The 15985-nt window shown below is 72.1% G+C and carries 16 protein-coding genes; 9 read left to right on the top strand and 7 right to left on the bottom strand.

The features are described 5' to 3' along the window. Positions 1-142: 142 nt before the first annotated feature. The 4 genes from ACFSZT_RS02935 to ACFSZT_RS02920 all read left to right on the top strand — a co-directional run bounded on the left by ACFSZT_RS02935 (position 143) and on the right by ACFSZT_RS02920 (position 3004). Complete coding sequence (locus tag ACFSZT_RS02935) at positions 143-640, top strand: excalibur calcium-binding domain-containing protein (protein ID WP_377395072.1); 498 nt, start codon at positions 143-145, stop codon at positions 638-640. Positions 641-959: 319 nt separating this feature from the next. Next, positions 960-1547 (top strand): excalibur calcium-binding domain-containing protein, encoded by a 588-nt coding sequence (locus ACFSZT_RS02930; protein ID WP_377395069.1) that lies wholly within the window; start codon positions 960-962, stop codon positions 1545-1547. Next, a complete protein-coding gene (locus ACFSZT_RS02925; protein ID WP_377395066.1) occupies positions 1544-2212 on the top strand; it encodes a class F sortase in 669 nt (222 codons plus the stop codon). The genes ACFSZT_RS02930 and ACFSZT_RS02925 overlap by 4 nt, the downstream gene beginning before the upstream one ends. A 45-nt stretch (positions 2213-2257) precedes the next feature. Next, positions 2258-3004 (top strand): DUF427 domain-containing protein, encoded by a 747-nt coding sequence (locus ACFSZT_RS02920; protein ID WP_377395063.1) that lies wholly within the window; start codon positions 2258-2260, stop codon positions 3002-3004. Positions 3005-3072: 68 nt separating this feature from the next. Here ACFSZT_RS02920 and ACFSZT_RS02915 read toward each other — a convergent pair whose 3' ends face one another. Continuing rightward, a complete protein-coding gene (locus ACFSZT_RS02915) occupies positions 3073-3387 on the bottom strand; it encodes a nucleotide pyrophosphohydrolase (protein ID WP_377395060.1) in 315 nt (104 codons plus the stop codon). Positions 3388-3474: 87 nt separating this feature from the next. Here ACFSZT_RS02915 and ACFSZT_RS02910 point away from each other — a divergent pair, with 87 nt between their 5' ends. Then, the gene (locus tag ACFSZT_RS02910; protein ID WP_377395057.1) at positions 3475-5670 is read left to right on the top strand and encodes a hypothetical protein; all 2196 of its coding nucleotides are present in this window, start codon (positions 3475-3477) and stop codon (positions 5668-5670) included. A 12-nt stretch (positions 5671-5682) separates the two neighbouring features. Then, positions 5683-6783 carry a hypothetical protein gene (locus ACFSZT_RS02905; protein WP_377395054.1) on the top strand — a complete coding sequence of 367 codons (1101 nt, stop codon included), beginning with the start codon at positions 5683-5685 and terminating at the stop codon, positions 6781-6783. Positions 6784-6787: 4 nt separating this feature from the next. Here the strand turns inward: ACFSZT_RS02905 and ACFSZT_RS02900 are convergent, their stop codons facing one another. The 5 genes from ACFSZT_RS02900 to ACFSZT_RS02880 all read right to left on the bottom strand — a co-directional run bounded on the left by ACFSZT_RS02900 (position 6788) and on the right by ACFSZT_RS02880 (position 12146). Continuing rightward, a complete protein-coding gene (locus tag ACFSZT_RS02900; RefSeq protein WP_377395051.1) occupies positions 6788-6913 on the bottom strand; it encodes a hypothetical protein in 126 nt (41 codons plus the stop codon). Positions 6914-7071: 158 nt separating this feature from the next. Then, a complete protein-coding gene (locus ACFSZT_RS02895) occupies positions 7072-7872 on the bottom strand; it encodes an alpha/beta hydrolase (RefSeq protein ID WP_377395048.1) in 801 nt (266 codons plus the stop codon). Positions 7873-7893: 21 nt separating this feature from the next. Further along, a complete protein-coding gene (locus tag ACFSZT_RS02890) occupies positions 7894-10317 on the bottom strand; it encodes an AfsR/SARP family transcriptional regulator (protein ID WP_377395045.1) in 2424 nt (807 codons plus the stop codon). A 78-nt stretch (positions 10318-10395) separates the two neighbouring features. Beyond that, positions 10396-11328, bottom strand: coding sequence for a type I pantothenate kinase (gene coaA / locus ACFSZT_RS02885; protein WP_377395042.1), 933 nt, complete (start codon positions 11326-11328; stop codon positions 10396-10398). Between the two features lie 203 nt (positions 11329-11531). Then, positions 11532-12146 (bottom strand): macro domain-containing protein, encoded by a 615-nt coding sequence (locus ACFSZT_RS02880; RefSeq protein ID WP_377395039.1) that lies wholly within the window; start codon positions 12144-12146, stop codon positions 11532-11534. A gap of 92 nt (positions 12147-12238) precedes the next feature. Here ACFSZT_RS02880 and pheA point away from each other — a divergent pair, with 92 nt between their 5' ends. The 3 genes from pheA to ACFSZT_RS02865 all read left to right on the top strand — a co-directional run bounded on the left by pheA (position 12239) and on the right by ACFSZT_RS02865 (position 14626). After that, positions 12239-13147, top strand: a complete 909-nt coding sequence (pheA, locus tag ACFSZT_RS02875) for a prephenate dehydratase (protein ID WP_377395036.1) — start codon at positions 12239-12241, stop codon at positions 13145-13147. Next, positions 13144-13770: a histidine phosphatase family protein gene (locus tag ACFSZT_RS02870; RefSeq protein WP_377395033.1), complete on the top strand. Its 627-nt coding sequence runs from the start codon at positions 13144-13146 to the stop codon at positions 13768-13770. Before pheA ends, ACFSZT_RS02870 begins: the two co-directional genes overlap by 4 nt. Positions 13771-13942: 172 nt before the next feature. After that, on the top strand, positions 13943-14626 hold the full coding sequence (locus tag ACFSZT_RS02865; RefSeq protein ID WP_377395030.1) for a DUF4232 domain-containing protein: 684 nt from the start codon (positions 13943-13945) through the stop codon (positions 14624-14626). Between the two features lie 22 nt (positions 14627-14648). Here ACFSZT_RS02865 and ACFSZT_RS02860 read toward each other — a convergent pair whose 3' ends face one another. Then, entirely contained in the window at positions 14649-15851 is a 1203-nt protein-coding gene (locus ACFSZT_RS02860; RefSeq protein WP_377395027.1) for an MFS transporter, read from the bottom strand. Positions 15852-15985: the final 134 nt, after the last annotated feature.

The raw sequence follows: 15985 nt of genomic DNA, 5'->3' as shown, positions 1-15985 counted from the left end.
TCGCCAACAAGATGTACGTATTTCTTGGAAAGAACTTTTTCGTGACGTGGCATGGACATTTACGGCCGTTACTTGCTAATCCGTTTTATGGGCCGGTTTGCGGCTCCCGAACTGGGGCTTCCCTGACGAGAAAGGCTGACCCATGTCCGTGCTGCGTCGCACCATCATTGTCATTTCCACCATTGGTTTGGCTGGCCTTGCTTTTACCGGAGTGTCCTTTGCGGACGATCCGGCGGCGTCCGGCATGTCCGTGGTGGCAGTTCAGCAGGACCTGGACTGCGCTGATTTCGGGTCACAGGCCGAGGCTCAGGCGACGCTCGACGCCGACCCGAGCGACCCGCACCGTCTTGACGCCGACAACGACGGGATTGCTTGCGAGGACGGCACCCCGGCCCCGCCGCCGAATGGCACTCCGCCGACCACGACGACCACGACCCCGCCCACGGACGGCGGCGACGATGGCACCACGAACGGCGGCGACGACCAACAGGTGGTGCCGCCGGCCGGTGGAGTCGACACCGGTGGCCGCTCGGACGACGGCGGCGACGAGGGATTGCTCGCGCTCGGTGGTCTGGTGCTGGTGGGTGCCGGTGCCGTGTTCGTCGCCCGGCGGCGTGCCCAGGGTGGTACCGGGGCGTGAGTGAGGTCCGCCGGCGGCGGCTCCGGTGGCCGGTTTCCGCGGGTACCGGAGCCGCCGTGGCGGGTCGGTCGCGCCATGCCGGCCGGTACCGGCCGGCTCGGCGGAAACGTTCCGACCAGAAACTCGCGATTGGCGGGAACAAGTTTTTCCGAACAAGGCGTAACGCTTTCTCGGGAGGTGATCGATAAGCCGGTGCGCGAGCCGGGTTGCGGCTCCCGAACTGGGGTTTCCTGACGAGAAAGGTCAACCTGTGTCCTTGTTGCGTCGTTCTATGACGGTCGTTTCCGCCGTTGGTTTGGCAAGCCTTGCTTTCACTGGTGTGTCCATTGCGGAGGAGGCCACATCCGAGATCTCCGCGGTCGCATTCCAGGACCTGAACTGCAGCGACTTCGAGTACCAGGAAGACGCGCAGGCGGAGCTCGAGAGGGATCCGAGCGACCCGCACGACCTCGACGGCGATCCGGAGGACGGCGTCGCCTGCGAAGGCCTCCCGTCCAGAGGAGCCCAGCCGACGACCCCGACAACCCCGGCGCCCCCGCCGGCCGAGACGACTGAGCCCGCTCCCCAGCCCGCGCCGGTGGAGCAGACCACGACGGAGCCTGCCTTCAGCGACAAGAACTGCGCCGACTTCGCGACCCAGGCGCAGGCGCAGGCCACGCTCGACGCCGACCCGAGCGACCCGCACAACCTCGACGCCGACAACGACGGCGAGGCGTGTGAACGTCACTTCGCGGGCACGTCCGGCGACCACGACCAGCAGGTCAGCGTGTACCCGTCCGGGGGAGTCGACACCGGCGGCCGGGCGGACGACGACGCGGGCCTGCTCGCGCTCGGTGGTCTGGTGCTGGTCGGTGCCGGTGCCGCGGTCGTCATCCGGCGGCGTGCCCAGGGTGGTATCGAGGCGTGAGTGAGGTCCGCGAGCGGCGGTTCCGGTGGCCGGTGGTCGCCGGCCTCGGAGCCGCCGTGGCGGCGCTGGTCCTGGTGCTGGTCACCGTGGTGTCGGGGGATCCCGAACCCGTCGCGGCGGGATCCACTCCGCCACCGGCTCCGGTGACCACGCAGGCCAGTTCTCCGCCGCCACCGACCGAGACCGGCACCCCCGCCTCCCTCGCGGCGTCCGAACCGGTCTGGCTCGAGATCCCCGCCATCGACGTCCGCACGGACGAGATCATCGACCTCGGCCTGCAGCCCAATGGTGAGCTCGAGGTTCCGGACGACGCCGTGACCGCCGGGTGGTACACCAAGAGCCCCACGCCGGGCGAGGTCGGGCCGTCGGTCATCGCGGGCCACGTCGACTACGACGGCGTGGCCGGGGTGTTCTTCCGCCTGCACGAGCTGAGCCCGGGCGACACGGCGACCGTCCACCGCGACGACGGCTCCGCGGTCGAGTTCACCATCACGAGGGTCGAGCAGTACGGCAAGGACGCCTTCCCGACTGAGCAGGTGTACGGCAACACCGACGGCCCGGAGCTGCGGCTCATCACGTGCGGCGGCGACTTCGACCGTGACTCCGGCGAGTACCTCGACAACGTCGTGGCCTACGCGACCATGACCGGCGTGCGGCAGGGCTGACGAAGCAGCCGAAATAACCGCCCCGGGCTGTGTGTTGCCCCTCACATGACGACTACCGAGAGCCGGGGGCGGGTGCGGGTCGAGCAGGGCGCGAAGCGGGTCCGGGTCGTGTTCGCCGGGATCGTCGTGGCGGACACGACGCGGCCCCTGCTGGTGTGGGAGGTGCCGTACTACCCGATGTACTACCTCCCCCGCGCGGACGTGCGGACCGACCTCTTCGTCCCGACCGGACGGACGCGCCCCTCGCCGAGCCGGGGCGAGGGGCGCGTGTCCACGCTGCGGGTCGGCGACCGCGAGGCCGTGGACGCCGTCACCGAGTACCCGGATTCGCCGTTCGAACAGCTCCGCGACGCCGTCCGCCTCGACTGGACCTCCATGGACCACTGGTTCGAGGAGGACGAGGAGGTCTACACCCACCCGCGTGACCCGCACAAGCGCGTGGACATCCTGCCCAGCTCGCGGCACGTGCGGATCGAGGTGGACGGGGTGACGGTCGCCGAGTCGGCCCGCCCGTGGCTGCTGTTCGAGACCGGCCTGCCCACGCGCTACTACCTGCCGAAGACCGACGTGCGCCTCGACCTGCTGACGCCGACCGACACGGTCACCCACTGCCCGTACAAGGGGCAGGCGGAGTACTGGTCGGTGGGCGAGCAGAAGGACCTCGCCTGGTCATATCGCATGCCGTTGCCGGAGAGCCAGCGCATCGCCGGCCTGATCGCCTTCGCCGACGAGCGCGTGGACGTCTACGTCGACGGCGAGCTGCAGCCTCGCCCGACGACGCCGTTCGGCTGACGCGCCACGTGCCGCCGGGCACGGCGGTCACGGTCGCGACGGCCACCTCCGCCACCGGTGCGTGACGGCTACGGCGCGGGGAAGCGTGTCTCGTTCCGGTCGACCTTCGCGTTCGCGGCCGCCAGCAGGTCGACGCCGAGGACGTCGGCGAGCCGGGCCAGGTACAGCATCACGTCGGCGATCTCGTCGAGCACCTTCCCGCGCAGCTCCGGCTCCGCCATCGCCGCGGCCGACTGCTCCGGGGTCAGCCACTGGAACAGTGCTGTCAGTTCGCCCACCTCCCCGGCAAGCGCCATCACGAGGTTCTTCGGCGTGTGGTCCGGTTCCCAGCCACGGGCCGCGGCGAAGTCCCGCAACCGCTGGATGAGGTCGTCGAGCGTCACGACCCGACTGCCTATCACACTGTCGGATTACTTTCTGTACCCGGACGGCCACCCTTGGTTTACTTCGTGGAGGCTGAAGGGGGTGGCATGGCCGATTGGCGCCGGGAAGCCGCGAGGGCGGCCGAGGCCGAACGCGACGACGCACCGCACGAGGACGAGTGGCACGACCTCGGAGAAGTGATCGGCACCGAAGACGGCGGCCTGGCCGTGGATCTACGCGGACGACGCCTCGGCCGGCTGCACGACATCCGCCTCGCCGGCTCCGACGGCCCCCGAGGCGGCGCTGCCGTCCCGGTCGGCGCCCGGCTTCATCACGGCGTGCTGTGGCTGGACGACCCCGGTCCACTGCCCTCCGAATGCGCTCGGGTGTGGGCCCGGTGGACGGGGACTCGCGACGAGTGCGACACGCTGGTCCGCACGCTACGCCGCGCCGACTTCGCCCCGCTCGCCGACCGGCTCGCCGACGGCAGGCCGGACCGTGCCTACGGCGACCCCTACGGTGCGTGCTTCCTGCCGGGCGTCCGGCTGATCTGGGGCCCACCCGGCACCGGCAAGACCACCCTGCTCGCCAAGGCGGCCGACGAGCTCGCCGGCTCCGGCAAGCGCGTTCTCTTCCTCACCGGCACCGAACAGGCCCTCAGCGTGCCGGCCGACCCGCAGCGTCTCGCCGTGCAGCAGCAGCTGGCGGCTCTCAGCGCGCAGGAGCGGCGACTGGCCGAACTGGACCACACGCTCGCCGGCTTCGACCACGCCGCGTTCCTGGCCGTCGAGCAGCGCATCGCCAACCATCGGCGCGCGCACTTGCTGGAACCGGAGTTCGCCAAGGCATCGCAGGAACACGACGTCACCGCCAAGGAACTCGCCGCCGCCCGGCAGGAACTCCGGACGGCGCGGGCGGCCTGGGACGAGGTCGCCGAACAGCGCGAACTGCTCGCCGAGTCCCGCACGCTCACCGCCCGGCTCACGACCACCGAGAGCGACATCGCCAGGCTGAGCGAGCGCCTCCACCGGCGTTTCTACCGGGGTCGCCGGGCGGACCGGAAAGCGTTGCGAGCCAACGAAAAACGGCGTTCCGAGCTCGCGGAGCGCTTGGCCGAGTGCGGTGGCCGCGCGCTGACCGAGGAGCGCGCGGCCGAGCTCGACCGCGCGCTCGCCGACGCCCATCGCAGGCTCGACGCCGCCGCCCGCGACGAGGCCCACGCCTACACGAGCCTGGAGTATCTGCGCGGCAAGATCGCCCAGCTACGCTCCGTCGGCGCACCGTCCACACAGGACCAGCGGTTCCACGCCGAGTGCGTGCGGCTCGAGCTTCCCGACCTCCACGACGAACGCGAGCGGCTCCGTGCCGAGAGCGACGAACGCGCCGCCCGGCGCGGTCGGCTGGAGGAACGGCTGTGGTGGCTCGGCGATCGTGCCTACCAACGTCGCAGGCAGGCCGGATCAGGACTGCTCACGCGGGCATCGTCGCTGCCGGAGCTCGAGGACGGTGAACTGTTCGACGTGGTGCTCGTCGACGACGCCGGTAGCCGGCGCCTGGCCGAGGTGCTGGCCGCCGTCGCCCTGGCCCGCCACACTGCGGTGGTCGCGGGCGACTTCGGCAGCCCGGGCCCCCGCGTGCCGCCGCGCCTGCGTGAGCGGCCCGAGGTTCGCCGCTGGTCGGTGCCGACCGCGTTCGCCCACTGTGGGATTCGCAAACCCGAGGATGCCGAGGAACACCCCGGCTGCCACGTGCTCACGACGCAGTACCGGTTCGGCGACGCCGTGCGCATGCTGGCCGACCACCTCGGCGTGCCGACGATGTCCGGCGACGGCGTCGCGACCGAGGTCGTCCTGCTCGACACGGGTGGTCAGCCTGCCCGCCACGCCACCGTCGCCGCGGCGATGCCGCTCGGCGACACCGCGGTGGTCGCGCCACACCGCACCGCGGCAGCAACCTGGGCCACCGCCGCCAGGGACCGTCTCGACATCGCCGTCGGCACCGGCCGCACCGTGTGCGGCCAGGAGTTCGAGACCGTGCTCGTCGACCTCACCACCGACGACTGGTCGGCCCGGACCCGCGCGTTCGTCTCCGCTGTCACGCGTCCGTGCCGCCGGCTCTACCTGCTCGCCGACCTGTCCGCGGTCCGCGCCGCGGCGCCGGGCACACCGCTCGGTGCGATCGAGGCCCTGCGCCGGGACGGCGCGCTGACGGTTCGCCCGGCCGGCGAGCTGCTGATTCCCCAGCCACGGCAGGCCGTCGAGCGATCGGCACGCGACGGTGACCAACCCGCCCACATCTCGTGACACGATGATCGGGTGAGCCAACCGGACCTGCGTGCGTTCCTCCGTTCGCTCGATTCGGCGACGCTGGCGGACCTGCTGTGCGAGCAGGCCGACCGCGATCCGGAACTCCGCAGACGGCTGCTCGCCCGGGCACACGGCGGTGAGCTCGCCGAGGTCAGCGATCTCCTCGACGACGCGCGGCCCGCGGAGGAGGCCGTGCAGGTGACGTCGGTCCTCGACACGCTCCAGCGGCTCCTGGACGGCGGCACCCAGGCCGACGTCGCGCCGCTCGCCCGCAGGGCGGTCGACAAGATCACCGCCGCCCTCGGCGACACCGAGGGCGCGGTGGGCGAGTCGCAGCTGGAGCGCGCCGTCGCCCTGTACGCGCGGGCGTGTGCCGCCCACCCACCGCCGCCGAGCCGGCTCGCCGACTGGTTCCTCGGCATGGCGTTCGGCACGCCCGGCTGGCCGGACATCTCGCTGCCCGACTTCGCGGAAGCGTTGGGGGAGCAGGGAATCGCCCGCGTCAAGTCCACAGTAGACAAGTTGCTCGACGTGGACGATTCCGGGCGGCGGCACACCGCGCGCCGGCTCCAGCAGGAGATCGCGGAGGTCACCGGCGACGTCGACACGGTCGTCCGCATCCTGTCCGAGCAGCTGCCCCGCCTGGACGTCAGCCTCAAGATCGTGCGGGTGCTCCGCGCAGCGGGCAGGCATGCCGACGCCATCGCGCACGCCGCGCGGGCGCTGGGCAACGACCCGGCGGCTCGGCGGGGCTCGCCGGTCGAGGAACTCGAAGGCGCCCACGCGGCCCGGCCCGTCGAACCCGTGGCGGTACTGCTGGCCGACGGTAGGGACGAGGAGGCGTGGAAGGCCGCGAGCGAGCAGCCGCCCGCCGACATGATCGCGGTGTACCGCCGGCACATCGAGGAGCTGATCGCCCGCAAGGACGCCGCCCACTACGCCCGGGCGGCCGCGCAGCTGCGGCGGCTGCGTACGTTGCACCGGCGGGCGGGCACGGCCGGCGAGTTCAGCGAGTTCGTCACGGACCTGGCCGCGACGCACCGGCGCAAGACGCGATTGCTCGAGGAGATCCGCCGGGCACGGATCGCGTTGCCCAAAACCCTGCGGTGACGGCTTAGGAGGCGCTTTTCTCGGCTCGCCGGGAGTCGTCGAAGTCCAGCACGAACGCACCGCATGCCATGGCCAGCAGGACACCGACGCCCAGCAGCGCGCCGACCCAGGTCAGGATGCTCGACAGCATGGGTGTTGCCTCCCTGTTCCGGGTGTGTGGTTCTTACCAACCAGGGTCGAGGCAGGCCTGGACCAGTGGTATCGGCCAACCGGTTGATGATCGACGTGCCGACCTGGCCGATCGGCCGAGATCGGTCGCACTGCGCGAGCACGGCCCGCGCCACGCGGTCAGCCGCGCGCCGCGCGCTCGATCGCGGCGAGGAGATCCGGCCCGTCGAGCAGCACGGCGTCGTTGTGGTCGGCTCCGGGTACGGGCACATCCCGCGCGTGTGCCGCCGCCGCGACCTCCCGGCTCTGCTCGGGCGAGACGATCGAGTCCGCCGTGCCGTAGACGACGGTGACCGGCGCCCGCACGCGCCCGATCCGATCGGCGACGGGGAACCGGTCCAACAGCAGCAGCCGCACCGGCACGAACGGGTAGTGCCGCTGCCCGACCGCGGCCAGGTCGGTGAACGGTGACCGCAGCACCAGCGCGGCCGGCGGGTGCTCGAGGGCGAGCTCGGCGACCACGGCCGCCCCGAGGCTCTCCCCGAAGTACACGATCCGCCGCACCCCGGCCTCCCGCGCCAGGAACTCCCGCGCCGCGCGGACGTCGAGCGCCAGGCCCTCCTCGGTCGGCGAGCCGGGATTGTCGGCGTAGCCCCGGTAGTCGAGCAGCAGCACCGAGAGCCCGCGCTCGGTCAGCGCCCGCGCCAGCGGTGCCCGGGTCGCGCGGTTCCCCGCGTTGCCCGGTGCGACCAGCACGGCAGCCGGAGCGTCCGGCACCGGGAAGTACCAGGCGCCGAGCCGCAGCCCGTCGCGAGTGGCCAGGGTGACGTCGCGGCCGGACGGCAGCACGTCGGCGGCCGACGGCACCGGCCCGCCGGTGGGCAGGTAGATGAGCTTGCGCTGGAACGCGAACGCCGCGCCGAACACCACGGCCACGATGGTGACGAGCACCGCCGTCCCGAGCAACACGCGCCGCCGCATGCGGCCGACTGTAAGCAACGATCAGCAGGCGAGCGTGCCGACGTGGCGGTGCAGCGCGGCCGTCGCCCCGGCGACCGAGAGGTCCGCCGCCGGGTCGCCGAACGCGGCGAGCGCCCGGGCGGCCACGTCGAGTGGTGGCTGCGGCCGCACCCGTAGCCGGGCGACATGGTCGAACACCGCCAGCAGGACCTTGCCCGCCTCGGGGACCCGGCCGAGCCGCAGCAGGGCCTCGGCTTGCGTCGTACCGGCTGCCGCGTCCACCCTCGCGGCCCCAGCGCCGCGGGCGTCGGCGCGTGCCCTGGTCAGCACGGCGATGGCTCCGGCCGGGTCGGTCGCCGCGCGTACCCGGCCCTCGGCGTAGCCTGCGAACGCCCGCGCCGCGAGCGACCCCGCCGCCTCGGCCAGCGCCCGCGCCCGCGCCACCGCGTGCAGGGCCCCGTCGTGGCCGGGTGCCGACAACGCGAGCAGGCTGTGGGCATCGGCCTGGCGCGCCGGGGAGAGGCCGGGCGTCGCCAGGAGTTCACGGCAGGCGATCGCGGCCAGGCCGTCCTCGCCCGCGAAGTGGTGGTCGAGCGCCCGGGTGTGTCGATCACCGGGCCGGGAGCCAGGCAGAAAACAGTCCACAGCGGACAGATGCGGCGACGGTGGCGCACACGGGAGCCCGGCCGCGGTGATGTCGGCGGCGTGGCGGCGCAACCGCTCCGCGACGGTCGTCTCGTCTGCCGGCTCGGCCACCAGTTCCTGGACCCACCGGGTGTGGCGATCCCGCACCTTGCGCTCGCGTGGCGACTCCGCGAGCCGGTGCGCGGCGAACCGGCGCACGAACCCGGGCATCCGGTACCGGCCGTCCACCATCGTCACGAGCGCGGCCGCGCGCAGCCGTGCCAGCCCGCCGGACGTGCCCGGCCCGGCATCGGCCACCTCCTCCACGGCGGTCCCGTCGGCGTCGGCGTGGAACACCGACAGCGCTTCGAGCAGTCGCCGGTCGTCGGCGGAGAGCCGCCCGTACGCCAGGTCCAGTACGTCCCGGGGCGGCTCCGGCAGCTCGGCGAGGTCACGCGCGGCGAGCAACTCCACCGTCAGCGGCAGGCAGACGACCGACGCGAGCAGGCCGCGCACCCGCTCCGCCTCATCCGGCGGGACGGCTCGCCCGGCACGATCCAGGAACAACACGCCGGCCGGGGAGTCGAGCGGGTCGCCGGCCGGCTCGGCGGACAGCGGAGCCAGCGGCAGGCGATACTCGCCGCCGAGCCCCAGCGGTACCCGGCTCGTCGCGAGCACCGTCACGCCGGGACACCGCGTGAACAGACGCTTCAGCAGGGCGCGCACAGCCTCCAGGACGTCCTCGCAACCGTCCAGCACGAGCAGCCGGCGCCGGTCGGCGAGGTAGCCGGCGACGGCGGCCGCCACGTCGTCCGGCTTGCCGGTGGCCTCGATCCCCAGCGCGACCGCCACCGCGGCCGGGACGGCGTCGCCGGGCAGCAGCGCGAGCTCGGCGTACGCGGGCGTGGTGTCGAGGGTGGACAGCGCCGCCAGCAGGAGCCGGGTCTTGCCCACGCCGCCCGGTCCGGTCACGGTGACCAGCCGCTGCGTCGCCGACAGGGCGCGTAGCCTGGCCACCTCGCTCGTCCGGTCGACGTACGACGTCGGCGGCGGACGCCGGGGCGGGCGTACCGGCCAGGCGTGGCCGCAGGGCCCGGGCGAGCATCCGGTGACGGCGCGGTAGGCCTCGCGCAGTTCCACGGACGGGTCCGCACCGATCTCGGCCGCCAGCCGGTCGCACACGAACCGGTAAAGACCGGGCACCTCACCGGCTCGGCCCGCGTGGTGCAGGGCATGGACGGCCAGCACCGCCGAGCTCTCCCGCGCGGGACGCACCTGGATCACCTCGAGCAGCCGGTCGGCGGCTGCCCCCGCCCGGCCGAGCGCCAGCTCGCATCGGGCCAGCCGGTCGATCGCGCGGTGCCGCAGCTCGGCCAGCCGCACGGCCTCCGGATGGTCGAGCCCACCTGGCCGCAGGTCCGGGTAGGCCACCGGTCCACGCCACAACTCCAGCGCCCGGCCGAGCAATCGCGCGGCCTGCCGCGGCGTGGCGCGGGTCGCCGCCTCCACCAGCCGCTCGAACCGGACGGCGTCGATCCGGCCCGGCTCGACGCACAGGGTGTAGCCGCCGCCGCTCCACCGGACGTCGGCCACCGGAGCCAGCAGCGTGCGGAGCCGGGAGACGAGCGTGCCGAGCGCGTCGTCGAGGCCGGTCACCGGCCTGGCACCCCAGGCGACGGTGGCGAGCCGCTCGAGCGGCACCGGATCGTTCGGGGTGAGGGCGAGCGTCGCCAGCACGGCACGCAGGGGTGCGTGCCGGAGGGCTCCGGCGGCGTCCGCCGGGCCGGTCACGGCGAGAGGACCGAGGACCCGAACCAGGAGCCTGCGCGGTCGGCTGCTCATGCCCGAACATCTTGGCCCGCGCAAGCCCCCCGGTCAGGTGGTGTTACCCAACACACACGGGACGCAAGCGTTTGCGCCTCAGAGTTTGCGCAGCCGGACCCGGTTGATCGAGTGGTCGGCGTCCTTGCGGAGCACCAGCGTCGCGCGCGGCCGTGTCGGCCGGATGTTCTCGATGAGGTTCGGTTCGTTGATGGTCTTCCACAGATGCTGCGCCTCGAACCGGGCCTCGTCGTCGGGCAGGCTGGCGAAGTGGTGGAAGTGCGACGACGGGTCGGCGAACGACGTGTGCCGCAGCTCGAGGAACCGCTCGATGTACCAGCGTTCGATGTCGCACGTGTGCGCGTCGACGTAGATCGAGAAGTCGAACAGGTCCGACACGGTCAGGCTCGGCCCGGGCTGCAGGACGTTCAGACCCTCGACGATGAGGATGTCCGGCCTGCGCACCACCTGCTCCTTGCCAGGGAGGATGTCGTAGGCCTGGTGGGAGTAGACCGGTGCGCGGACCTCCTCGGCGCCGGACTTGACCTCGGTGACGAACCGGAGCAGCGCCCTGCGGTCGTAGCTTTCCGGGAAGCCCTTGCGGTGCATGATGCCGCGGCGGACGAGCTCCTCGCGCGGGTAGAGGAACCCATCGGTGGTGACCAGGTCGACGCGCGGGTGGTCGGGCCAGCGGGCCAGGAGCGTGCGCAGGATGCGGGCGGTCGTCGACTTGCCGACGGCGACACTGCCCGCGATGCCGATGATGAACGGGACCTTCGTGCCGCGGGTGTCCTCACCGAGGAACGTCGTGGTGGCCTCGTACAGCTGCTGACGTGCCGCGACCTGCAGGTTGATGAGTCGCGACAGCGGAAGGTAGACCTCGGCGACCTCGTTCAGGTCGATCTGCTCGCCGAGCCCTCGGAGCTTCACCAGCTCGCTCGCCGTCAGCGGCAGCGGGGTGGCGCGGCGGAGCTCCCGCCACTGATCGCGCTGCAACTCGACATAGGGGCTCAGCTCACGGACCCGTGGCATTCGCTCACTCCTTGCCCGTCGGTGGGCCGGCGCCATACATCTGTAACGCGCATTCAACGTTACGGCTGACGTGCTGCCAACGGACTGTGAGCTTCTCCACGCCCAGGGTTGTGACGGTCGTCGAGAACTACGTTGGGTTGCTTTTGATTACCTAATGCGACTGTCCGATGTCGTCAGCCGGCCACCGTTCGGCCGGCCCTGCGTCACCGCTGGATGAAGACCTCCTCCCACGCTGCGGCCACCTGATGGGCACAGGTTTCCGGGGTGACCCCGCCGACGCCGGTGCCGAGCCCCGGCATCGCGATCGTGGTCACCACGCGGCGCAGTTCCGTCCCGTGCTCGAGCACCCCGTCGCGCCAGCACAGGAACACGGCCTTCGCCGCGAGGTACGGGTGCACCGTGTCGACGGGCAGTCGCTCGCCGGGCTCGCGCATCGTCGGCGCACTGATGAGCCACTCCGGAGCCTGCACTCCGGTCGGCACGACGACGGCCTCGCCGACCGGCAACTCGCCGCCGTGGTACGCGAGGATCGCGCTGCGCACCTGTTGCTCGATTCCCGGGAACGCCTTGGCATACACGGCGTCGATGCCGCCGCGCATCCACCCGAACGAGTTCGCCGGACTCACCACCGCCTGCGCGTCGACGTCCAGGACCGATCCGTTATGGACACGAACGGGCCCGGATACCTTGTCCCGCACCGATTTCCAGGCGCGGGCGAGTGCGTCGTCGAGCGCGCACAGCACGAGTTCCGGCATGACGCGCGGGACATCGCCGGTCGATCCATTACGCCTGAGATGGGTGCCTGATTCGGCGGTCACGCCTACAGCATCGCAAAAAAACCCAAGCGTGGTAACCGCGAAAGCTACCGGCTATGCGAGTGAACCTCCTCGCGGCCGGTAGCCTGGCTGCCGTGGCACGCATCGCCTTCTTCGGCCCAGAGGGAACTTTCACCGAGCAGGCCGCTCGCAGTCTTGCTGGTGGAGCCGAACTTTTTCCCGTCGAGACGATCTCGGCGGCGCTCACCGTGGTCCGCAAGGGAGAGGCCGACGGAGCCTGTGTCCCCGTTGAGAATTCCGTTGAAGGACCGGTGACGGCGACCCTCGACGGACTCGCCGAGGACGCACCGCTCGTGGCTGTCGCGGAGGCGCTGCTTCCCGTACAGTTCAGTGTTCTCAGCCGCGACGACGTCGAGACGGTGCGCACCGTCGCCAGTCATCCGCATGCCTTGGCACAGGTGCGATTGTGGCTCGAACGCAATCTTCCGGAGGCGCGGCCGGTGGTCGCCTCGTCCACCGCCGCCGCGGCCGTCGGCGTGCAACGAGGGGAGTACGACGCCGCGGTGGCCGCGCCGGTCGCCGTCGAGCACTATCCGCTGCGGGTGCTCGCCACCGGCGTCGCCGACGTTCCCGACGCCCGCACGCGTTTCCTGCTGCTGCGCCCGCCGGGCCCGCTGCCCGAACCGACCGGAGCCGATCGCACCTCCATCGTCGTGGCCGCCGCCAACCGCACCGGGTCGCTCGCCGAGCTCCTCACCGAACTCGCTATGAGAGGGATCAATCTCACCCGGCTCGACGCGCGGCCGATCAAGGGCGATTTCGGGATGTACCGGTTCTTCTTCGATTTCGAGGGTCACGTCGCCGAGCCGCGCATCGCCGACGCCCTCGCCGCGCTGCGCCGCCGCTGCAACAACGTCCGGTTCCTCGGCTCCCACCCGCGTGCCGACGGGGTCGAGGCCACGGTGCAGGCCGGCGCGGGCAACGACGACTTCGTCAACGCCGACGCCTGGGTGGAGTCGGTCCGGAAGGGAGAGCTGGCGTGAGGCTGTACCTGGTGCGACACGCGCAGAGCGAGGGGAACGTGCGCAAGATCCTCGACACCGCGCTGCCAGGTCCGCCGCTCACCGAACTGGGCCGTGAGCAGGCACGATCGCTGGCAGAGCGGCTCGCGGGCGAGCCGGTGGCGGCCGTCTACGCCTCGGAGGCCACGCGCGCACGACAGACCGCGGAGCCGCTGGCGAACGCGCTGTCGCTCGACGTCGAGGTGCTGCCCGGCGTGCACGAGGTCAGTGTCGGTGACCTGGAGGGACGCGGCGATCACGAGGCTCTCGAGCTCTACGCGAAGACCACCCATCTGTGGGCTCAGGGTGAGCTGAACGTGGCTCTTCCGGGTGGAGAGAGCGGTGAGCAGCTGCGGGAGCGCTATCTTGCCGCCGTCGGCGAGCTGCACGCCCGCCACCACGGCCGGGACGAGACGGTCGTGCTGGTCAGCCACGGTGGCGCCATCCGGTTCGGCGCCGAGTGGCTCGCCGACAACGTCGCCTCCGAGGTCGCCGACAAGGGGTTGCTGCCCAACACCGGCATCGTGCGGCTGGAGACCACGCCGCGCGGTGGGTGGCGTTGCCTCGAGTGGGCCGGCGTGTCCCTGGACCCGCCCGCGAACTGACGGATTGCGCCGTTCGCCCGCTCCAGCTGCGTCGAATGCTCGTCGGGCCTGCGCCGGTCCTCCGAAACGGGTAACCCTCACGAGTTTTCTCGGCAGCTCGTGAAGAATCAACGCAACCCTCCGTGTGTGCGTCACGTCTCCCGGGTAGTCATCCGGCACAGGGAGGCGTGTGATGACCGACATTCGCATCAACGGTTCACGCAAGGCATGGGCCGCCGCCGGTGCGGCGGTACTGGCGTTGGTCCTCTCCGGTTGCGGCGAGGAAACCCGGAGCGCGGCGGAAACGACCTCGGCGCCCGCGCCGACCAGCACGGCCGAATCGACCACGACCTCGCCGGGCACGTCAGCCCCGGCGAGCCCCACGACACCATCCACCAGCGCGAACGATCCCGGCGCGGCACCCGCGCCCCAGCAGGAGGCCCAGCCGGGCCTGTGCACGGCAGGTGACGTCGAGCTGTCGCTCGGCCGCGGTGAGGGGACCGCGGGCACGCGCTACCGGCCGCTGCAGTTCACCAATGTCAGCGGCGCACCCTGCGTGATCCAGGGCTTCCCCGGCGTCTCCTACGTCGCGGGCGACGACGGCCACCAGGTGGGCCCCGCCGCCTACCGCACCGGTTCCGAGGGCGCGTCGATCACGCTGGCCAACGGCCAGACCGCGCACGCCGACGTGGGATTCGTGCAAGTCCACAACTACGACCCGGCCCAGTGCAAGCCGACGCCGGTCCGGGGCCTGCGCATCTACCCGCCCCAGGAGACGGAGTCCCTGTTCGTCGAGGCGCCCGGCACCGGGTGCGCGAGCGCGGACATCCCCGGCCACCAGCTGACCGTGGCCACCATCGAACCCGGCCCCGCCTGAGCCGCGGACCTGGACGTGGTGCTCAGAGCCGCCGGGCGGCCGCGAGCGCGGCGCAGGCGAGTGCCAGCTGCAGGGCACCGGACACCACGAACGTCGCGCTCGTGCTGCCCAGCAGCTCGGTGAGCAGGCCGCCCAGCAGGGCACCCGCGGGCAGCGCGCCCCACACCACCGTCCGCCACACGCCGATGACCCGGCCGAGCAGCTCGCCGGGCACGAGGCGGTGGCGGGCGGTGGCGAGCATGACGTTGCCGATCACCACGGCCGCCGCGAACAGGCCGAACAGTGTCGCCGAGAGCGCGGGCACCGGTGAGAACCCCATCCCGCCGATAGCCAGCCCGGCCACGGCGACGCTCACGGCGAGCACGGTGCGCTGGCGGAACCGGGCGAGCAGCCGGGACGCGACGGCCGCGCCGGCCAGTCCGCCGATCCCGCCCGCGAAGGCGAACACGCCGAACGTCGCCTCCGAAAGCCCCAGGTCCTCCAGCGCGTACAGCACCAGCTGCGCCTGGGCGAGTTCGGTGATGAGACTCAGCGACCCGGCCACGACGACGAGCCGCAGCACGAGCGGGTTGCGGCCGACCCAGCGCAGCCCGTCGGCGAGGTCGGCGCGCAACGTGGTGGCGGGGCGCGACTTGCCGCGCGGCCGGTAGCTGCCCGCCATCGCGACCAGCAGGGCGGCGCCGATCGCGAACGCCGACGACGTCAGCACGAACGGGAACGCCGCGAACACCGCGAAGGTGAGGCTGCCGACCGGTCCGCCGAGGAAGCTCTGGCCGACGATCTCGGTGGCTTGGAGCCTGCTGTTGGCGCTCTCCAGCCCGGTTTCGCCTGCCACCGACGGGATCAGCACGTTGGCGGCGCTGTCGGCCACCGTCTCGGCGACGCCGACGAGCAGCGCGCCCGCGTACACCAGCCAGATCGACACCTCGCCCGCGAGCACCAGCGCCGCCATCCCGCCGACGACGACCGCCCGCGCCACGTTGGCCAGCACGATGGCTTTGCGGCGGTCGACCCGGTCCAGCAGCGCGCCCGCGAGCAACGCGAACAACAACCACGGCAGGAACTGCGCGGCCGAGAGCCCGGCGATGAGCACCGGGTCGCGCGTGGTGGTGGCAGCCAGCAGCGGGAACGCGACCTTGGCGATGCCGTCGCCGAGGTTGGCGAGCGAGCTCGAACCGAGCAGCCAGGCCAGCCGCCGGTCCCGGGTGCCGCGGCTACGAGTCATTGCCCGCATACGGGGCCAGTGGTCGGTCGACAGGGAAGCGGGGCGCCAGGAGCAGGTTTGCCGCCGTGGCGCGACGGAGGGCGCCGGCGAGGTCGCGTGCGGAGACCGTCAGGGGTGGTCCTTGCGTCGCGGCG

The sequence above is a fragment of the Prauserella oleivorans genome, from assembly GCF_042685745.1.
In the GTDB taxonomy this organism is placed as follows: domain Bacteria; phylum Actinomycetota; class Actinomycetes; order Mycobacteriales; family Pseudonocardiaceae; genus Prauserella_A; species Prauserella_A oleivorans.
The sequence above is the reverse complement of the archived record's forward strand: the minus strand, read 5'-3'. Positions and strand labels throughout refer to the sequence as shown.